Annotated in this window: 13 protein-coding genes; 11 read left to right on the top strand and 2 right to left on the bottom strand. The window is 37.7% G+C overall.

Translation table 11 applies throughout. The annotated features are described in order from the left end of the window. Positions 1-430 precede the first annotated feature (430 nt). The 4 genes from KORDIASMS9_RS07015 (at position 431) to KORDIASMS9_RS07000 (ending at position 10999) form a co-directional block, all read left to right on the top strand. Positions 431-6274 carry a PKD domain-containing protein gene (locus KORDIASMS9_RS07015; RefSeq protein ID WP_162819802.1) on the top strand — a complete coding sequence of 1948 codons (5844 nt, stop codon included), beginning with the start codon at positions 431-433 and terminating at the stop codon, positions 6272-6274. Positions 6275-6281: 7 nt separating this feature from the next. Further along, complete coding sequence (locus KORDIASMS9_RS07010; RefSeq protein WP_114902161.1) at positions 6282-7289, top strand: type IX secretion system membrane protein PorP/SprF; 1008 nt, start codon at positions 6282-6284, stop codon at positions 7287-7289. Between the two features lie 99 nt (positions 7290-7388). Then, positions 7389-9224 (top strand): SLC13 family permease, encoded by a 1836-nt coding sequence (locus KORDIASMS9_RS07005; protein ID WP_114902160.1) that lies wholly within the window; start codon positions 7389-7391, stop codon positions 9222-9224. 131 nt (positions 9225-9355) lie between these two features. Then, entirely contained in the window at positions 9356-10999 is a 1644-nt protein-coding gene (locus KORDIASMS9_RS07000) for a T9SS type A sorting domain-containing protein (protein ID WP_114902159.1), read from the top strand. Between the two features lie 7 nt (positions 11000-11006). On the opposite strand, the gene KORDIASMS9_RS06995 is transcribed toward KORDIASMS9_RS07000, so the two are convergent. Both KORDIASMS9_RS06995 and KORDIASMS9_RS06990 read right to left on the bottom strand, forming a co-directional pair. Then, positions 11007-12251: an OmpP1/FadL family transporter gene (locus KORDIASMS9_RS06995; RefSeq protein WP_162819801.1), complete on the bottom strand. Its 1245-nt coding sequence runs from the start codon at positions 12249-12251 to the stop codon at positions 11007-11009. Then, positions 12235-13551: a DUF4270 family protein gene (locus KORDIASMS9_RS06990; RefSeq protein WP_162819800.1), complete on the bottom strand. Its 1317-nt coding sequence runs from the start codon at positions 13549-13551 to the stop codon at positions 12235-12237. Before KORDIASMS9_RS06990 ends, KORDIASMS9_RS06995 begins: the two co-directional genes overlap by 17 nt. A 221-nt stretch (positions 13552-13772) precedes the next feature. On the opposite strand from KORDIASMS9_RS06990, the gene KORDIASMS9_RS06985 reads away from it, so the two are divergent. From KORDIASMS9_RS06985 to KORDIASMS9_RS06955, 7 genes are all read left to right on the top strand, one after another. After that, complete coding sequence (locus tag KORDIASMS9_RS06985) at positions 13773-14675, top strand: DUF6268 family outer membrane beta-barrel protein (protein WP_162819799.1); 903 nt, start codon at positions 13773-13775, stop codon at positions 14673-14675. A 1-nt stretch (position 14676) separates the two neighbouring features. Next, entirely contained in the window at positions 14677-15645 is a 969-nt protein-coding gene (locus tag KORDIASMS9_RS06980; RefSeq protein ID WP_240321149.1) for a kelch repeat-containing protein, read from the top strand. Between the two features lie 111 nt (positions 15646-15756). Further along, positions 15757-16086 carry a DUF4907 domain-containing protein gene (locus KORDIASMS9_RS06975; RefSeq protein WP_114902154.1) on the top strand — a complete coding sequence of 110 codons (330 nt, stop codon included), beginning with the start codon at positions 15757-15759 and terminating at the stop codon, positions 16084-16086. A gap of 11 nt (positions 16087-16097) precedes the next feature. Next, positions 16098-17096, top strand: coding sequence for a sensor histidine kinase (locus KORDIASMS9_RS06970; protein ID WP_162819798.1), 999 nt, complete (start codon positions 16098-16100; stop codon positions 17094-17096). Further along, a complete protein-coding gene (locus KORDIASMS9_RS06965) occupies positions 17096-17818 on the top strand; it encodes a LytTR family DNA-binding domain-containing protein (RefSeq protein WP_114902152.1) in 723 nt (240 codons plus the stop codon). The genes KORDIASMS9_RS06970 and KORDIASMS9_RS06965 overlap by 1 nt, the downstream gene beginning before the upstream one ends. Before the next feature lie 75 nt (positions 17819-17893). Beyond that, positions 17894-18049 carry a DUF1737 domain-containing protein gene (locus KORDIASMS9_RS06960; protein WP_114902151.1) on the top strand — a complete coding sequence of 52 codons (156 nt, stop codon included), beginning with the start codon at positions 17894-17896 and terminating at the stop codon, positions 18047-18049. Positions 18050-18371: 322 nt separating this feature from the next. Next, positions 18372-18761: a hypothetical protein gene (locus tag KORDIASMS9_RS06955; protein ID WP_114902150.1), complete on the top strand. Its 390-nt coding sequence runs from the start codon at positions 18372-18374 to the stop codon at positions 18759-18761. The last annotated feature ends 94 nt before the right edge of the window (positions 18762-18855 follow it).

Below are 18855 nucleotides of genomic sequence, written 5' to 3'. Positions count from 1 at the left end.
CAAGCTCGTATCAAATGCAAAAACGGACAGAAGGTTTCAATAACGGATAGCCGCTTGCATTTTCGGACAAGAAGCCGTAAAACGTTACAAAAACGGACATACGAGAAGTGTGATAGAAAATCGAGGGCTTTAAAAAATGTCTACATCCTTAATTATAAGTATAGAAAAACCCATCTATATTGAGGTTATATATAAATTGATTTCCTGTTAACTTAGCAGCAAGAAATAAAGAAATCATAAAAAGTACTTGAAATGCGGAAATCCATAAAAATAAACGCCAAAGATTGAATTATTTTGAAAATGAAGACGTTGTTCAAATTTTTTAACGTATTTCTCATACTAACCAAAAGATATTAAGTACTTTTAATCTGTTAAAATTTTAACGTTTACAAGTTTACTGAATATGTCGTTTGACACAAGACAACCGCCTATGATCAAAAAATACCTACTCGCACTATTTTTGATTTGCTTTGCATTACAAACCAATAGTGCATTGTCATCAAATTCAAAACCTACACTTGTTAGCATGATGCCCAATGCAACAATTAGTGTAGATGTTACCACCATTTGTCAATACAGCGATTCGCCCATAATTACATTGACAGGATCAGCTGGAACCGCTCCATATACATTTACCTATACCAGGAATGGAGTCCAAGCAACAGTTACAACTGCGCCAGGTGAAAACAGTGTGACATTAACCACTGCTACCAATTTTGACGGAGTCATCACCTATGTTTTAACAAATGTTCAAGATCAAACTGGAGCTAGTATGATGGTAACAGGGCAATCCATTGATATTACAATTACACCTGGTCCAGATCCAACTATAAATGGTGATGGAACTGAACCTGGACAATTTTTATTTAGCATTTGTGATGGTAATCCCACAGCTACGTTTACGTTTACCAATGCGTCTTCAACAGCGTCAACTTTAAATACCAATTATACGATTGATTGGGGCGATGGAACTACGCCTTTTACAGGTACTACTTGGAATTTATTAACACACGACTATAATCAAGGCACCTACACACTTACCTATACAATTGTAGGAAATAATGGGTGTACAACGGTACAAGAATACACTGTATTTTTAGGTTCTACCCCTGGAATTGGGTTTGATACACCCGGAAATACAACCATCTGTGCAGGCGGTTCGCTTACGTTTCAAATTACAGGTTTTGAAAATAACCCAGCATCCACAACCTACACGGTCGTTTTTAGTGATGGTACTACCTTACCAACCATAACGCATCCACCTCCATCCTCCATAACGCATCAATTTAATGTGACTTCTTGCGGAACGAATAGTGGTGGATTTATGAATTCTTTTTCTGCTACCATATCCGCTTCCAATTTATGTGCAACATCTACCGCAACGGTGGCACCAATTCTAGTTTCATCAGATCCAATAGCAGATTTTTCATTTCCAACAGAACCTGCCTGTACAAATACCGAAGTATGTTTTCAAGATTTATCTATTGGAAATGCTACAAATGGTACCAATAGTGATTGTGATACAAACCCTAGCATTACTTGGCAAATAACGCCCAATACATATACAATAAATAGTGGAACTTTAGGAAATGATTTTGGATCTACGAATCCTAATCTTTGGATCACTGGCTCTGAAAACTTATGTGTTAATTTTACACAGCCAGGAAATTATACGATAACACAAATGGTTGGAAATACCTGTGCAACAGACATGATCTCACAAACGATTTGTGTGGAAGCACCTGTAAATCCACAGTTTACGTTGAGTACAGACAACGGTTGTACACCTTTGGCTGTAACGACTACAAATACCACAGATGAATCTTCGGGTTGTGTACCACCAACCTATTTATGGCAAGTTACGTACGCATCCGATTTTTGTGGAACAACTCCCGAAGATTGGAGTTTTACGAATGGTACCTCAGCAACTTCCGCAAATCCTTCGTTCAATTTTGTCACACCAGGAACGTATACCATTCAACTCGCAGGAACAAATTTCTGTGGAACGGAAAACACATCACAGCAAGTCATCGTCAAACAACCACCAACAGCTACGATTGATCCTGTCGGGATTATTTGTAATACGACTTCCATCAATCCATCCGCAATCATAAATACCTGTACGGATAATGCTGGATCAGTAACGTATGACTGGCAATTTCCAGGAGCAACACCTGCAAGTTCCAACCTAGAATCACCTGGAACAATTGACTATGGAACCGCAGGAACCTACACATTCACACTACAAGTAACGAACGATTGTGGTACGTCTGCACTGATCTCAGAAACGTTTACCATTGAAGAAGTGCCTGTCATTACCAACACAAATCTAACACAAGATATATGTTCAGGAACTGCTTTTTCAGACATCAACGTAACGTCTAGTGTCACAGGAACTACCTTCTCTTGGACTGCCACCGCTACTGCGGGAATTAGCGGATTTTCACCATCTGGAACAGGTGATATCTTAGGACAAATACTTACGACTACGAATACTGCTTCAGGAACGGTGACATATACGGTAACACCAACCATCGGAAATTGTGATGGCACTCCTGTAGATTTTGTAATCACCGTAAATCCTGCACCCGAAATCACGCAACAACCACAATCGAGTGTGGTATGTCAAAACGGAGCGCCAATAACGTTAAGTGTGGCAACTTCTGATGCTTCGGCACAATACCAATGGTTTAGCAATACAACAAACAGTAACACTGGTGGAACAGCTATTGCAGGTGCAACCAATGCTGATTATATTCCGCCAACGGACACCATAGGCGAACTATTCTATTACTGTGAAATTACCTTTGCAACAGGTGGTTGTTCTAATATCAGTTCGCAAGTGGCAAGTGTCACAGTCACACCAAATGCAAGTATAACAAATCAACCAACTACAACACAAAGCTTATGTGTAGGAAGTACAATTGACACTCCTTTATCAGTGACTTTTACAGATGGAACAGGAACTGTTTCCTATCAATGGTTTAGCAACACAACCAACAGTAATACAGGCGGAACTGCCATTGCAGGAGCCACCAATGCAACATACACGCCACCAATATTTACCACAGCAGGAAACTTTTACTATTATGTTGAACTTTCCTTTGCGGGAAGCGGTTGTAATGATGTTATAAGTGATGTGGCAGAAATTATCGTTGTGAATTCACCTGTAGTCGATGTACAACCGTTAGCAACACAAACCTTATGTCAAAACAGTGTTCCACAAGATGTAACCGTGCAAGCTTCGGGTGGTTTGGGAACATTCTCATACCAATGGTTTAGCAATACGGTAAATTCAAATACAGGAGGAACTGCCATTGCAGGAGCCACCAACGCAACATTTACACCACCAACAAATACTGTGGGAACTTTGTATTATTATTGTGTCATTTCACAAGCGGCAAGCGCAAGTTGTTCTGCTGTGAGTAATACTTCAGAAGTGAATGTAAATCCTGGACCTGCATTTACCACGCAACCACCATCACAAGAACTCTGTTTGGGTGATGCGGTAACTACGCTTTCCGTAAGTTTTACCAATGGAGTGGGCACACCAACCTATCAATGGTATTCCAATACAGTCGATGATGTTACTACAGGAACTGCCATTGCTGGAGAAACTACAGCTTCGTATACACCATCGGTTGCTACCACAGGAACAATCTATTATTATTGTATTATTACGTTTTCAACAGGAGGTTGCTCTGAGATCACTTCCAATACGGCGGAAATTATCGTCAATGAAACACCAAGTATCAGCAATTTCACGGAAACCATCTGTAGTGGCGACACCTTTTCTATAACACCAAATACCACAAACGGCGATACAGTACCAACGAGTACAACCTATACGTGGACAGCACCAACGATTGTTCCCGTAGGAAGCATTACAGGCGCAAGTGCAGCGACGAATCCACAAACAAATATCAGTCAAACCTTAACAAATAGCACCGCTTCGCCTGCTGTGGTTACGTATACGGTAACACCAACGGCAGGAATTTGTAATGGAACTCCGTTTACTGTAGAAGTGACCGTAAATCCAGCTATTTCTGCAAACATTACCATCACACAAATTGATTGTTTTGGCGCAAATAATGGTGAAATCATCACCAATATTACTGGCGGCGTACCATTTACTTCAGGAACACCTTACATTCTTTCATGGACAGGTCCAGGAGGATTTACTTCCAGCAATGCAACGATTTCTAATTTAGCGCCTGGCGATTATACACTTTCGGTACAAGATGAAGGTGGTTGTCCTTTTAATGAAACCTATACGATTACTGAACCTAATGCGTTAACTCTCACAGTAGATACAGAAAATAGTATCAGTTGTTTTGGTGCGAATGATGGAGAAATTGCAGTAACAATTGCAGGGGGAACACCAAATTACGTATACAACTGGACGAGAAATGGGATTGCTTTTTCTACGAACGAAGATATTTCAAACCTTTCAGCAGCCACCTACGAATTAACAGTTACAGATGCCAACGGTTGTGGTCCTGTAACACAAACATTTGTCATTACAGAACCGAATGAATTATTGGCTTCTCTAGTAAACCAAACAAATGTGGCGTGTTTTGGCGAAACTTCTGGAGCAATCGACATCAATGTCACAGGTGGATCGCCTACAGAAACCGCTCCAGGCGTTTTTGAATATACGTATGCTTGGACTGGACCAAATGGTTTTACAAGTACCGATCAAAACTTAACAAATTTAGCTGGCGGAACCTACAACCTAACAGTGACAGATGCAAATGGTTGCGACGACACGTTAAGCGTATTGATCACACAGCCTGACGAAATTGTGATTACATTTACATCCACCGAACCTTTATGCTTTGATGACAATAACGGTTCCATCACAATTACGAGTATTACAGGCGGATCTGGTTCCTATACCATTGCGTGGAGTAATTTAGGAGAAGGTTTAAGTCAAACAAATTTATCTGCGGGCGATTATACGATTACTGTTACCGACACAAATAATTGTACGGCTTCGGTCACAGTGACGATTCCGCCACCAATATCCTTTACGATAGCACCTGTAGTACAACAAATTTCTTGCTTTGGTGCAAATGATGGAAGTATCAACTTAAACTTTCAAGGTGGACAAGAACCGATAGATTTTGCGTGGACAGATGATGCAAATGCGGGTACAGAACGAAACAATTTAGGTCCTGGCGCGTATACCGTAAATATAACAGATGCAACACCCTGTTCTTACACGGAAACTTTTATCATTATTCAACCTGCCGAGTTGACACTTTCTGGCAATATCACCAATGCCTTGGATTGTGACGATGCGAGTTCAGGTGCGATTAACTTGTTAATTTCTGGTGGTTCTGAACCGTATACTGTAAGTTGGTCTAATGGAGAAACTTCGGAAGATTTAAACGACATTCCTGCGGGAGATTATCTTGTAAACGTTGTGGATGGAAATGGTTGTGAAGCTTCAGACACTTTCACGATTATTCGTCCGCCCGAAATTGTCATTGATGTTGCTACGGAAACGGTTGTCAACTGTGCTGCTTTTTCGGCAAGTCAAATATTTACCGCACAAGTTTCTGGTGGTGTACCGCCATTTTCCTTGAATTGGTCAAGCGGAATCGTTACAGGAGTTAATGATGAAATGATGACTACTTCACAAAATGGACTCGTCATTTTAGACGTAACGGATGCTTTGGGTTGTACCGCTAGTTATACTTTTGAAGTAGATATTCCAGAGTTTAGTGATGCTGATTTTACGCTCACTTCCGTAGCATTTGAAACCTTCGGAATTTATTCACAAATAGATCCAATTCAATTTACCACTACCACCACAGGTGATGATTTCAGTGTCTCGTGGGATTTTGGTGATGGAAACTTTTCGAATGAAGAAAATCCTATCCATTCGTATGCTTCGCCAGGAACTTATATCGTTACACAAACCGTGACTTTTCCAGATGGATGTGTTTATACGAAAGTAATCAGTTTAGAAATTGACAAAGGATACAAACTAGAATTACCCACAGGTTTTACACCTAATGAAGACGGTTTAAATGATTTATTCAGACCTATATTTATAGGTTTAGACTCAATGGAGTTGAATATTTATGATACGTGGGGAAGCTTAATTTATTCTGAGTCAGGTGATACTATTCGAGGTTGGGATGGCACTGTTGGTAGTCGCAAACCTGAGAAGTCTGAAAACGGAAATTATTATTATACATTCACTGCAAAAACGTTCTTTGGGAAAACGGTTGAAAAAAGCGGTGCTTTCACACTAATTCTTTAATTAAGCTATGAAAATCAAATTTTTAATTTTTATTGTAGCACTTTTATTTTCAATCTCTAAAGTAAAAGCACAGGATCCAATATTTACACAGTTTTATCTTATTCCTGAAACGTTAAACCCAGGGTTTTCGGGTAGTTCAGAAGCTCCGTATGCAGGTGTTTTGCAGAGAATACAATGGCCGTCATTAGATTTAAGAGTTGAAACGAGTTATGCTTTTGCTAGTTTTTGGCTAGAAGAAGCTAATAGCGGAATCGGTTTCAATGCTATAAGTCAAACAGAAAGCTTTAACGATTATAGACTTCAACAATTCAATGTTAATTACGCATATCGAGTACAATTGTCTGACGAATGGTTTTTTAGACCAGGCATCGAAATAGGTTGGGGATTCAAAGATTTTAACTTTCAAAATCTACTTTTAGAAGATCAAATAAATATCAATACAGGTGTCAATAGTCCTACCTCAATTGATCCCTTAACACCAAATACGACTGTCAATTATGTAGATATTTCTGCCGGAATGGTATTTAACACGCGTAATTCTTGGATAGGATTTTCTTTAAAACATATTAACAGACCTAATATTTCGCTGCGTGATGAAAGAAATGAACCGCTAGAAATGTTGCTTTCTGTTAGTACAGGTTATGAAATAAAATTATTAGATATGGTCGATATTTCGTTTTTACCGAATGAAGCTAAATTAATTGCTACTGGAAATTATATGCGACAAGGCAGGTTTGATCGTTTGGATATAGGAACTATTTTCGATTTTGAACGCTTTCTGGCAGGTGCAACATTTTCTATGGATGTTTTTGACAGAACTGAAAACAGTCATGTATTAACCTCTATAAATCCTTTTTTTGGTGTTCGCATTACCGACGATTTACGGTTTGGTGTTTCGTATGATGTGAATACTTCCAACATTGGAAGAACAAATGGAGTCTATGAATTTTCTTTAACCTATCGCTTTACATCTCGTTATGAAGATTGTTATGGTTGTCCTACCTACATAAAATAAATTATATAAACTGATTCCATCTGTAAAATATTACTTTTACATTAATTAAATTGCAGCGTAAAAAGTATTTTATATATCCATTACCAAGATTAAATTGCTATGTACATCGTTCTTGTTATTTTAGTTATCACGATTGCCCTTTTTGTATGGGGAAAATTTACACCCGATATTGTCGCGCTCATGTCCATGTTGAGTTTATTCCTAACAGGCATCTTAGATTTGCAAGAAACCCTAAGCGGTTTTAGCAACGCTACCGTGATTATGATTGCTTCTTTATTTATTATCGGAGAAGGTTTATCGCAAACTGGCTGGACGGCGTTGGCTGGACAAAAATTTGTGCAATGGGCAGGAAAAAGTGTACCCAAACTCTTGGTGCTGGTCAGTTTAGGTTCTGGCGTTTTATCAGGATTTGTGAGCAATACAGGAACTGTGGCTACTTTACTTCCCGTAAGTGTTTCCGCAGCTTGGAGCATTGGAACTGTACCATCTAAAATATTAATGCCTGTTGCCTTTGGCTCCAATACGGGCGGATTGCTCACACTGACAGGAACACCACCAAATATTATTGCGAGTAATGCCTTGGCAGAAAACGGTTTTGAATCCTTTTCTTTTTTCGAATTTGCGCTGATTGGTTTGCCGTTACTCATCATTTCGATTCTGTATTTTAGATATGTAGGATTTAAAATTTTACCCAAAAACACTACCGACAATCAACCTGTAAATATTGATTCAGAAATGCACGAATGGATTGAAAATTACAGTGTTGGCGATAACATTTACCGATTGCGAATTCGTTCCATGTCTCCGATGATTGACACGAATATTGGCGATTGGAAATTTGAAGAAAACAACTTGTCCGTCATACGTTTGCGCAGACGTTTTCCAAAACCCCTAAAAGGAATCAAACGTTTTGTTGAGTTTCCAACAGCAGATACCGAACTGCGCTATCACGATATTATTACGGTAAAAGGAAGCGCAAAAGACATTGATAAGTTTGTCATTAAATATCATTTAGGGATTCTTCCATTTAAAAGTGACAATGACGATTTAAAAGAAGAATTTATAAATCAAGAAGTGGGCATGGCAGAAATGATTGTGACTCCAAATTCTATCGTTTTAGGGCGCAATATTCCTATGGGTTTGTACTTACAACAAGCAGGAGTTCAGTTGTTGGGAGCCTCTCGAAACAATAAACCACTCAAAGATAAAAATGTAGCGATAAAAGCGGGTGATGCGTTTGTCATTCGCGGTACTTGGGAACGCATTGAAGCATTGAAAAATATGTACAAAAATATTGTTATCTCAGGAAGTCCAGAAAGTATGGCAAAAAATGTAGACAAGCTTACGTATAAATCATACATTTCGTTAGGAATGCTGTTATTGATGATTTTTTTATTAGTCTTCAAAATTGTGCCAGGCGCCATTGCTGCGATGATTAGCGCAGGATTCATCTTAATAACAGGTTGCGTACCAATGGCAAAAGCCTACAAAGGCATCAGTTGGATTAGCGTGGTTATGATTGCCGCGATGATTCCGATGGGACTGGCATTGCAAAAAACAGGTGTTGCCGCATTGGCAGCCGATAGTTTGGTAAACACGCTGGGAAGTGTACATCCAATCGTATTATTGAGCGGCATATTTTTATTAACCACTTTATTCAGTCAAGCAATTAACAATTCCGCCACAGCGGTTTTAATGGCGCCTATTGCCATCATTGCCGCACAATCGTTAGGCATTTCTCCAGAACCGTTTATGATTGTTGTTGCCATTAGTGCTTCTACCGCTTTTTTAACGCCTGTTGGAACTACGACAAACGCCATGGTGATGTCGGCAGGAGATTATAAGTTTATGGATTATGTAAAAGTTGGTGCGCCGTTGTTGCTGATATTCTTTATCGTTTCTATGCTGTTAGTTCCGTTAATTTGGCCTTTTTAAAACACTAAAAGCGAGCATCTTTGAACGTATTCAAAACATAAAATTAAAAACAACTAACAAATACAGCTGATAAAAGAAGAAATTTGATAGTCTGACAAATCTTTCATACTTTTTCAAAAAATTGTTTTTTCATGAAATTTTTAAAAATTTCGCTATTATTTTCTGTGTTATTGCCGTATTTAGCTTCTTCACAGGTTTCTATCTATGAATTTCCTGAAGATCTTCAATTATACAAAAGAGATGTGATCAGCAACACGGCTACAGTTGAAGTTTCTGGTGAAGTTGAGATGTCTAGTGGTTTTTCGGTGTTGACATTAGAAGTATATAAAGATGATATACTCATAGAAAGCCTAACCTATCCTTTGTCATATAACAACAATACTGCTGGTTTTGAATTCTCTCAAACTATAGCCGCTGGATTGTTCCAATATAGATTTAAACTTACTGCTGATACGGGCATTATACTTAAAGAAACTAATAATATTGTTGCAGGCGATGTGTATATCGTCACTGGGCAATCCAATTCGATTAGAAATCGATTCTTTAACCAACCGTTTCCTTTTCAAAATAATTTTATAAGAACTTTTGTGCTCGAAACCCAAGAATGGAGTTTTGATCCGAATCCTTTTACTTTTGGGGGAATTGGATATCGATTTGCAGCATCTATCATAAACAATCAAAATGTACCCGTTTTAGTATTAAACGGTGGCGAAGGTGGGAAAGCGGTTTCACATTTTCTTCGGAATGATGATGATATTTTAGACCAAGACACCAACTACGGAAGACTTTTAAGCAGGTATCATGAAGCCAATCTTTCTGTGGGAGATGTAAGGGGAATTGTGTGGTTTCAAGGAGAATCAAATGCGTTTACATCTGTTGCAAATTATGTAAATGCTTTTCACAACTTGTATGCGGCTTGGGAAGAAGATTACGCGCCAGCTCAGTACTATATCTTTCAAGTAAGATACGGCTGTTCAATTACCGGATATCCCGATTATCGAAGAGATTTTCAAGCTCCAGAAGCAAACAGAAGATTGGGGTTACTTCCCAAAACAACTTTGATTTCTTCCAATGCAATCACCAAAGGCTTCGATGATTGCCACTATTATAATGTAAATGGATATGAAGTCTTAGCAACACGATTGTATGATTTGGTCGCTTATGATTTTTACGACTCAGCCAATGACAGTGGAATTTATTCCCCTAATATTGACAATGTACGCTTTACAAATACGTTGAGAAATCAAATTAGATTTGATTTACTTCCAGCAACGGATATATACACTTGGCAGAATGGTGTGGAAAATGATTTTTGGATAGAAGGTAATACGGATATCGTAATTATAAGCGGAAGTGTTTTTGGAAATACTGTAACCCTTAATTTATCGGAAAATAGTGTTGAAGCGCAGCCAAAGCTATCCTATTTAGGTCACAATCCTAATGATACTCCTTTTATTGTGAATCAAAATGGTATTGGGATGCTTAGCTTTAAAGGTGTTGACATTTCAGATACATCCTTGGAAGTTGATGAACAGCTCTTAAATAATTTATATATATATCCGAATCCAGCCACGACCTTTGTTACGATTCAATGGGGATTTCTACATGAAGCAAGCATACTAATTTATGATATTACTGGAAAAAAAGTGTATGGTAAAGAAAATCATAAAAACCAACAAATGAATATTGATGTGTCAGACTGGTCCTCTGGACAGTATTTTATAAAAATCACCAATCAATCAGCAACGTATACTAGAATGCTGTTGATTAACTAAACACCGTTTAATCGTACCTCCGTTTCACAAACCATTTGCCATCAAAACTAAAGTTAAGCGTGAGTAAGTGGAAATTCTCTTGAATGAGTCCGTTGGAAACACGTCCTTTTTGCCCATACGAATACGAAATATTCAGCATAGAATTGGTACGCGACGAAATGGGCAAACCAACACCTGTACTGAGCGTATAATTTTCAACTCGGTAATCGTTTACTTTTAAATTTCCACTGTCATAATTAAAACCTACGCGGTAAAAAATACGATCCCAATATTTGAGCGCCCTTCCATTTTTTCGATAGGAAAGTCCCATCCCAAACTGATGCTGATCTACATATTCACCTAAGTAATCGCGTTGATCAGTGGAATCCCAAAAACTATGTTGGTAATCGGCATTTATCGTTAATTTATTTGTCAGAAAGTTGCTGATAAATCCAAAACCAACTTCCAACGGCAGCTCAAAATCTGGTAAATTGTTGTCTTCTTCACGCGTAGTAATGGTGGCAGTTCCCAACGTTTCAATGGTACGTGATTGACTTCCATTGAGCAGCGTTGGAAATTTGGCATTCAACCCAAAAGAAGTGCGTTCAGACCAGTCGTATTGCAAACCAACATCAAACCGAAACCCCGAATAATGATTTTCTTCCGTGATGATTAAAGCTGTATCGTCAATAAAATTGGTTTCCGTTTCATCAATAGTTCCAAAAAGTATCGAACCACTTGCACCTACTCTGAAGCTATCCGTAACACTATATCCGTAACTGAATTTAAAATCGTTCAAACCGCCAGCACCATTTACATTCGTGAAAAAAGTATCTGTCGTTCCTTCTATATTCGTTTCTATTCCCAACAAAACATATCCCACATTGGTAAATGGAATGAGCGTGATTCCCACACCTGATTTTTCTGAAATAGGAAACGCCAATGAAATATTGGAGAAGTTTGCATTGAAACGCGTTTCTTCTACAAAAGAATTGATCACGGTTTCGCGCTGCGCTTTGATTCCTACATCAAATAGAAATGATTTTTGTGTCATTCGCCCAAGCGACGCAGGATTTTTATCATTGATATTTGTCAACGAAGGCATGGCAAAACCCAATTTTCCTAACGCATTAATGATTCCGACGCCCGTTTCATTGGGCACACCCAAACCGTATAACGAGTATGGCGAACTTGACAAACTTGAACTTTGTGCGCATGCAAACTGCATTCCCAAAACACTCAATAGGACGAGCAAACTACTCTTCATCTTCATAAACTGCATAGGTGATTTCTAACGTTATTTTTCGGCTATTGCTGCTGCCTTCTCCATCAATAATAAAACGATCTACAGAACTGTTGAACGTCACTGGATAAAAGCTCAGCGACGTATTTTGCTCAAAGCGTTCTTGTAATTTTGTTTGTACAAAAAAGTCAATCGGAACGCTATACGTCAAGGTATTAAATTCATCATTTTGATCTTCAATCTCAGCATATACAGGACTTCCGTCTAATTGAAATAATTGCGATTCTACTTCGGTATTTTGATCGAGAATGAACGTAACGAGCGAATCTCTGATGGTTAAATTTTGTGTATACGAATTCAACGAAGGTCTAAAACGCAAATTGGCACTCATCAACACGCCATTTTCTCCGGCAACATCAAATAAATTTTTTATATGTGGAATTTCCACTTTTAATGCAATTCCCGTTCCTGCTTGTATATAGCTTTTGTCATCCGTAGTTTCACTTGCTATTGCATCGGTTTCTTGATTGTTTAAATCTTGAAAAATGGTTCCTGTACGATCACTTTCAATATGATTGAATAATTTAACTCCATTCACTGAAAAATCTTTTTCATATTCTTGATCTTCAATTTCATCAGGAACCGTATAATACAAACGAAGAAACGTATTGTTGGGTGAAGGTGAAAAGCCTAAAACCGATGTGTTTTGGGCGTCAGGTCGAATTTGAATTCCGTTGTAGCGATTCAAAAAGTCGTCAATATCATTGATGGTATTGTCATTCAAACGTTCAAATAACAATTGTCCATACGCTTGATCAATGGGAATATGCAAGGAATCTCCTTTGGTTGGACGCGCTTCAAACACAATATCACCAATCGGGTTTTCGTTTGTTTCAAACGTTGTGGTGTTGTAAAAAGCGTCAGTATCTGTTTTAATATTGTCTGTTACTTCATGTACAGTAAAACGCTGCTGCGGAATGGTATCGTTGTAAAAATAACGATCGTACTTCATAATCAACGCAATGGAATCGTACACGGCATCATCACGCAAATCAAAATCGCCATCGGTTGGAATCAATTCTAAATAACTATCCGAAGTCGTTGTTCCAAAAACTGGATCAGTGTATGAGCCCACTAAAATTCGCGTCGTATTCGATGTAATAATAGAATCAAACTTAAATGTGGAAGCTTCTATCTGTAACGTATCAATCAGTATGACACGTGTAGTAAGATCATTAAACTCTTCGCCCACTGTGAGCGAAATATTCTCCCGATCTATACTGCAAGAAGCCAGTACAAGTACGCATAACCAACTATATAGGTATTTCATGCTATCTAATTTTTCGCCAAAACTAGCAGAATCATCGTGCCACACTAAAATTTATATACTGAAACCTTTATTTACTAGACCAATACCATATTTCCACATACGAGCCTTAAAAAACGGTTTCATCTATAAAAAACCCTTGTTTGTATATAAAAAAGAGGTATCTGTCTAGTATTTTTTGTGTGAATTATACCTAAAAATACTTTCGTTGAAAATTTTAAGCTATGAAAAAGACGCATTGGTGTTGTATGCTGTTTTGTATGACTGTAATGATATGCGCTGCGCAGGAAAAGCCAGATTTACTTTCGTTCAACTATACCATGACTCCCGAAGGAGAAGATGAAGTAGAGTTTTACCGAACAAATGTGAGTGCCAATATTCCCATCAAACTAAAGAAAGGAATGTTGATGAATTCCGTAGGATTGGACTATTTTCAGTTGAATCACAACGGTGTCAATTTTAGCACTACTGCATTTAACGAAATATATGGTATCAATTACCGATTGATGTACATACGCCCAATTTCATCAAATGGTTGGAATTTACAAGTCAGTGGAGGAACTTCCATCGTATCCAACTTGGCATCAAGTATACAATCAGAAGACTTTCAATTCAATGCAAGTTTGGGCGTGAAAAAATTTGGAGGAAGTCCTGAAAAGCCATACGAATTGACAATTGGTGTTGGCTATCTTCCTGTATTTGGAGAACCTAGAATTTTACCAATTATCAATTATACGAAGAAATTGAATGAAAAATATACGATCAGTTTAGGGTTTCCACGCATGTTTGTGTCGTACCGAATGACAGAAAAAAGTGAGTTTCGATTGTCTTCATGGTTCAATGGGTTTTATGCCAACTTGAGTGAAGATGTCATTATTCCAGGCACGCGAAAAGCACAAAAATCCTTGTTTGTTTCTGCGGGACTCGGCTTGGAATACAACTATTGGATGGACAGCAATTGGGCAATATCTGTAAAAGGCGGCTATTCTTTCTTAAATGAATATGAACTTTTAGACGAAGACAACAATACGCTGTATGACTTTGACGCTGCGGCAAAACCTTACTTTTCAACAGGAATAAAATTTAATTTAAATACTAAAAAACGAAATGATGAGCAACAAAAATAAAATGATATGCACACTTATGGTCAGCATGATGCTATGCATAAGTTGCGATAATAACGATGATGATACCTCACGCGGAAATTGGACAGATCGTTCTGTATTTGACGGAACACCACGAAGCAATGCCTTTTCTTTTATGATTGACAATAACGGATACATGGGAACTGGCTATGATGGCGACGATTACCTAACCGACTTCTGGCAATATGATATGAATGGAGATTTTTGGGTGCAAAAAGCTGCTTTTCCAGGAACACCACGAAGTTCTGCTTCTGCCTTTGCCATTGATAATAAAGGATATGCAGGTTTAGGCTATGATGGCGATAATGAATTGGGTGATTTTTGGGAATATGATGTTGCCACAAATAGCTGGACACAAAAAGCAAGCTTTGCTGGTACGCCACGCTATGAAGCAGTCGGTTTTGCTGGAAATGGATTTGGCTATTTAGGCACAGGTTACGATGGCGATAATGATAAAAAAGACTTTTGGCGTTACAATCCAACGACGGATGAATGGACAGAGTTAGTTGGTTTTGGTGGACAAAAACGAAGAGGCGGTATCGCTTTTAACTTAAATGACAAAGTATACTTAGGCACTGGTGAAAGCAACGGACTTTTCGTAGATGATTTCTGGGAATTTGATACCGCAACCGAACAATGGACCAAATTGCGCGATTTAGATGATGACGATGATTACCGTGTAATGCGTTCTTTTGGAACTGGTTTTGCCATTAACGGTTTGGGCTACATTGCTACCGGATATAATGTAGGTGCCATCGGAACGGTATGGGAATACAGCCCTGGAACTGATACTTGGGAAGAAGTGACTGGATTAGAAGCGGCAATTAGACAAGATGCCATTAGTTTCTCTAACGGAACCAGAGGTTTGGTTTTGCTTGGAAGAACAGGAAATCTATACTTAGACGACAATTATGAATTATTTCCGCAAGAAGAATACAACGAAGACGATTAGACTTTTTTTTTAGGGAAGGTAAGTGTGATTTATAATAGTGGTTTGTTACATGCTTACTCAACTTAGCATCCTAATGATGTTTATTGTTAGGATGCTTTTCTTTTTATACTGATGAAAATTTTACAAAAAAATACATATAAAACCCTTTTGCTCCTACTCGTACTTTGTACGGCTTGTGTAGAGCAAAACTACGGAATTACCTCAGAGGTGATTCCGTTAACTAAAGGATTTGGGTACGTAATTCGAATTGAGGAAAAAGTGGTGATCAAACAAACATTTATTCCTGCTGTTCAAGGAAATGTACCTTTTTGCACAGAACAAGATGCACAACGCACGGCTGATTTAGTCACTAAAAAAATGATTGAAAGCAAAGGCCCATCGGTTACTTTAGAAGAACTCAAACAATTACAAATAGATTTTAATTGTGTACATTTACTTTGAACTAAAAAACCTTGGGAGAATACATAAAACATAGAAAACGATTCTTTATCCATTTTTTCACATGGATGTTTTTCATTAGTGCCATTTCTACTCAAATTTTTGTGGAAAGAGGTTCTTTTCCAAGCGATTTTTTAATGCGAGTAAGTGTCAAAATTGTCACCTTTTATGTGAATTACTTGTTCTTTGTTCCGCTATTATTATTCAGAAAAAAGTTCATACTCTTTCTGGCTTCAATTGCCGTGTTACTGAGTATCAATTTTATTTTTGATTTTTATGTTTTGAATAGGCCAGATTTTCTTCCGCTGGACACGGACAAAATTCCAAAATCGCTTCCTGTATTGTTTTCTTCTATGTTTATCATTGTAAGTACGAGCATTCGTATTTATGAAGAATGGAGAAAAAATGATGAAACCAAACGCGAAATTGAAGCTTCACAAAATTTATCAGAGTTGGAAGCTTTAAAAAGTCAGTTGAGCCCGCATTTTTTGTTCAACTCGTTAAATAGTATTTATTCGCTTACGCGGAAAAAATCCAATGACGCACCCGAAGCAGTCATTACCTTGTCGGAATTAATGCGCTACATGTTGTATCAAGCAGATGACGAATTTGTATTGCTTCAGCAAGAGCTGGATTACATTCAAAATTACATCAAACTGCAACGCTTACGCATCGCGCAGAATGAAAACGTAAAGATCAACATTCACGGCACAGTTTCATCACAAAAAGTAAGACCACTTTTATTTATCTCTTTTATTGAAAACGCCTTTAAATACGGCACCGATTACAAAGGAAATACCGACATTAAAATAGAAATCAAAGTACAAGGTGATCACTTGCATTTTTTGTGTGAAAATATCATCGGTGAGAACACGACAGACAAAGAAAACTCAGGGATTGGACTCAAAAATACGCGCGATCGTTTGGAGCTTTTATATCCGGAGCGTCACACCTTGAGAATTACTGAAAAAGATCGAAAATTTACCATCAATCTCTCCTTAAAACTAGACTAATGAAATGTATTATTATTGATGATGAACCGCTGGCGATTGATGTGATAGAATCGTATTTACTCCAAATTGGCGGCATTGACATTGTGGCAAAATGCAACAATCCGCTAGACGCCATTACAATGCTAAACAAAAACCAGGTAGATTTGGTCTTTTTAGACATTCAAATGCCCAACCTTACGGGAATTGACTTGGTAAAAACCGTACATAACATTCCACAATTCATTTTCACAACGGCGTATCCGCAATATGCATTGGATGCGTTTAACCTCAACGCCACCGATTATTTGGTAAAACCAATTCCGTTTCACCGATTCTTAAAAGCGGTAACAAAAGCTAAAGAAAAATACGAAATGGAACATCAAGAGCGTCCTAACATTACGTCTTCAAGTCTGCAAGAAACGTCAGCGACCAACGACTTTATTTTTGTAAAATCGGAATATGAAAATATTAAAATTAGCGTGGACGACATCAAGTACATTCAAGGATTGAAAGATTATATCAAAATTCACCTCAAAGACAGCAACAAACCAGTGTTGACGCTTTCCAACTTCAAAGTCATACAAGACAAATTGCCAAATTATTTCTTGCGCGTACATCGTTCCTTTTTGGTGAACATCAATTACATTCGCGCCTTGCAAAAAACAAAAATTATCATTGACGACATTCGCATTCCTATTGGCGAAACTTATAAAAGTGAGGTGTTGAAGCGTTTGGGGATTTAGTACTTTTTGAATACTTTGGATTTTTGTAGGAAATTTATATATTTACATATAGTGTAATTTTTAATTTTTATAAATATGAAGTATGAAATATTAAGGGATACAAAGGCTGAAGAATTAGAAAGTCGAATAGAAAAGGCTTTAAGTCGTGGTTGGAAACTACAAGGAGGTGTATCAATAAGTACTAGAGGAGATAATGATATATTTTTTGCACAAGCTATTATATGTGAATAATCTTATTTTAAGGTAATTCATTATGATAGATGGAACTCTCTCAAATGAAGAAATTCAAGAAATCACTACATTACATCATCATTTACTAAAACTTACCACTTGTCAGTTCGAGCGCAGTCGAGAACAACTAAGAATTTATAATTTCAAAGAAATCTCGACTGCGCTCGATTTGACATTTATTACATTTTTTTTTTGATTTCAACTCATCAACCAAAACCCTTCATCGACAAAAAAACCAGATTTGTATATACAAATTACCGCTACGTATAATATAGTTTCAAACCCTTCGACAACTAGCTACTTTTGAATAAAAAGAAAGAAAATGTATTACAAATATCTCACTATTATTGCTTTTACGTTGTTTTCTACACACGGGTTTTCTCAATCGCGTATGGCAAAAATGAAAGCCACACCAGCTACGGAAATGGCGGAAAAAATGACGTCAATGTTGCAAGAAAAACTAACGCTTACGGATGTACAAACTATCAATGTGCAACCCATCATGCTTGAAGATGCCAAAAAGAAAAAAGACATCTTCGAAAACGGTTCTATTTTTACCATGCGCGGGAAAATGAAATCGCTTCAAAAAGAAACCAAAGGTAAACTTCAAAATATACTCACCGCAGACCAAATGAAACAGTATGAAGACTCCGTTTCAGAAGAAATGCAAGAAGAATTCAAGGCATGGATTGATAGCCGAAAAAACAAATAGCATAGCAGCTAAAAATACGTCCAATGTGTACTTTTAAAGAATATATGTTCCTAAGAAAGGACAATCCACAGGACACTAAATCTTGTTAATCAAG

Source organism: Kordia sp. SMS9 (assembly GCF_003352465.1).
In the GTDB taxonomy this organism is placed as follows: domain Bacteria; phylum Bacteroidota; class Bacteroidia; order Flavobacteriales; family Flavobacteriaceae; genus Kordia.
The sequence above is the reverse complement of the archived record's forward strand: the minus strand, read 5'-3'. Positions and strand labels throughout refer to the sequence as shown.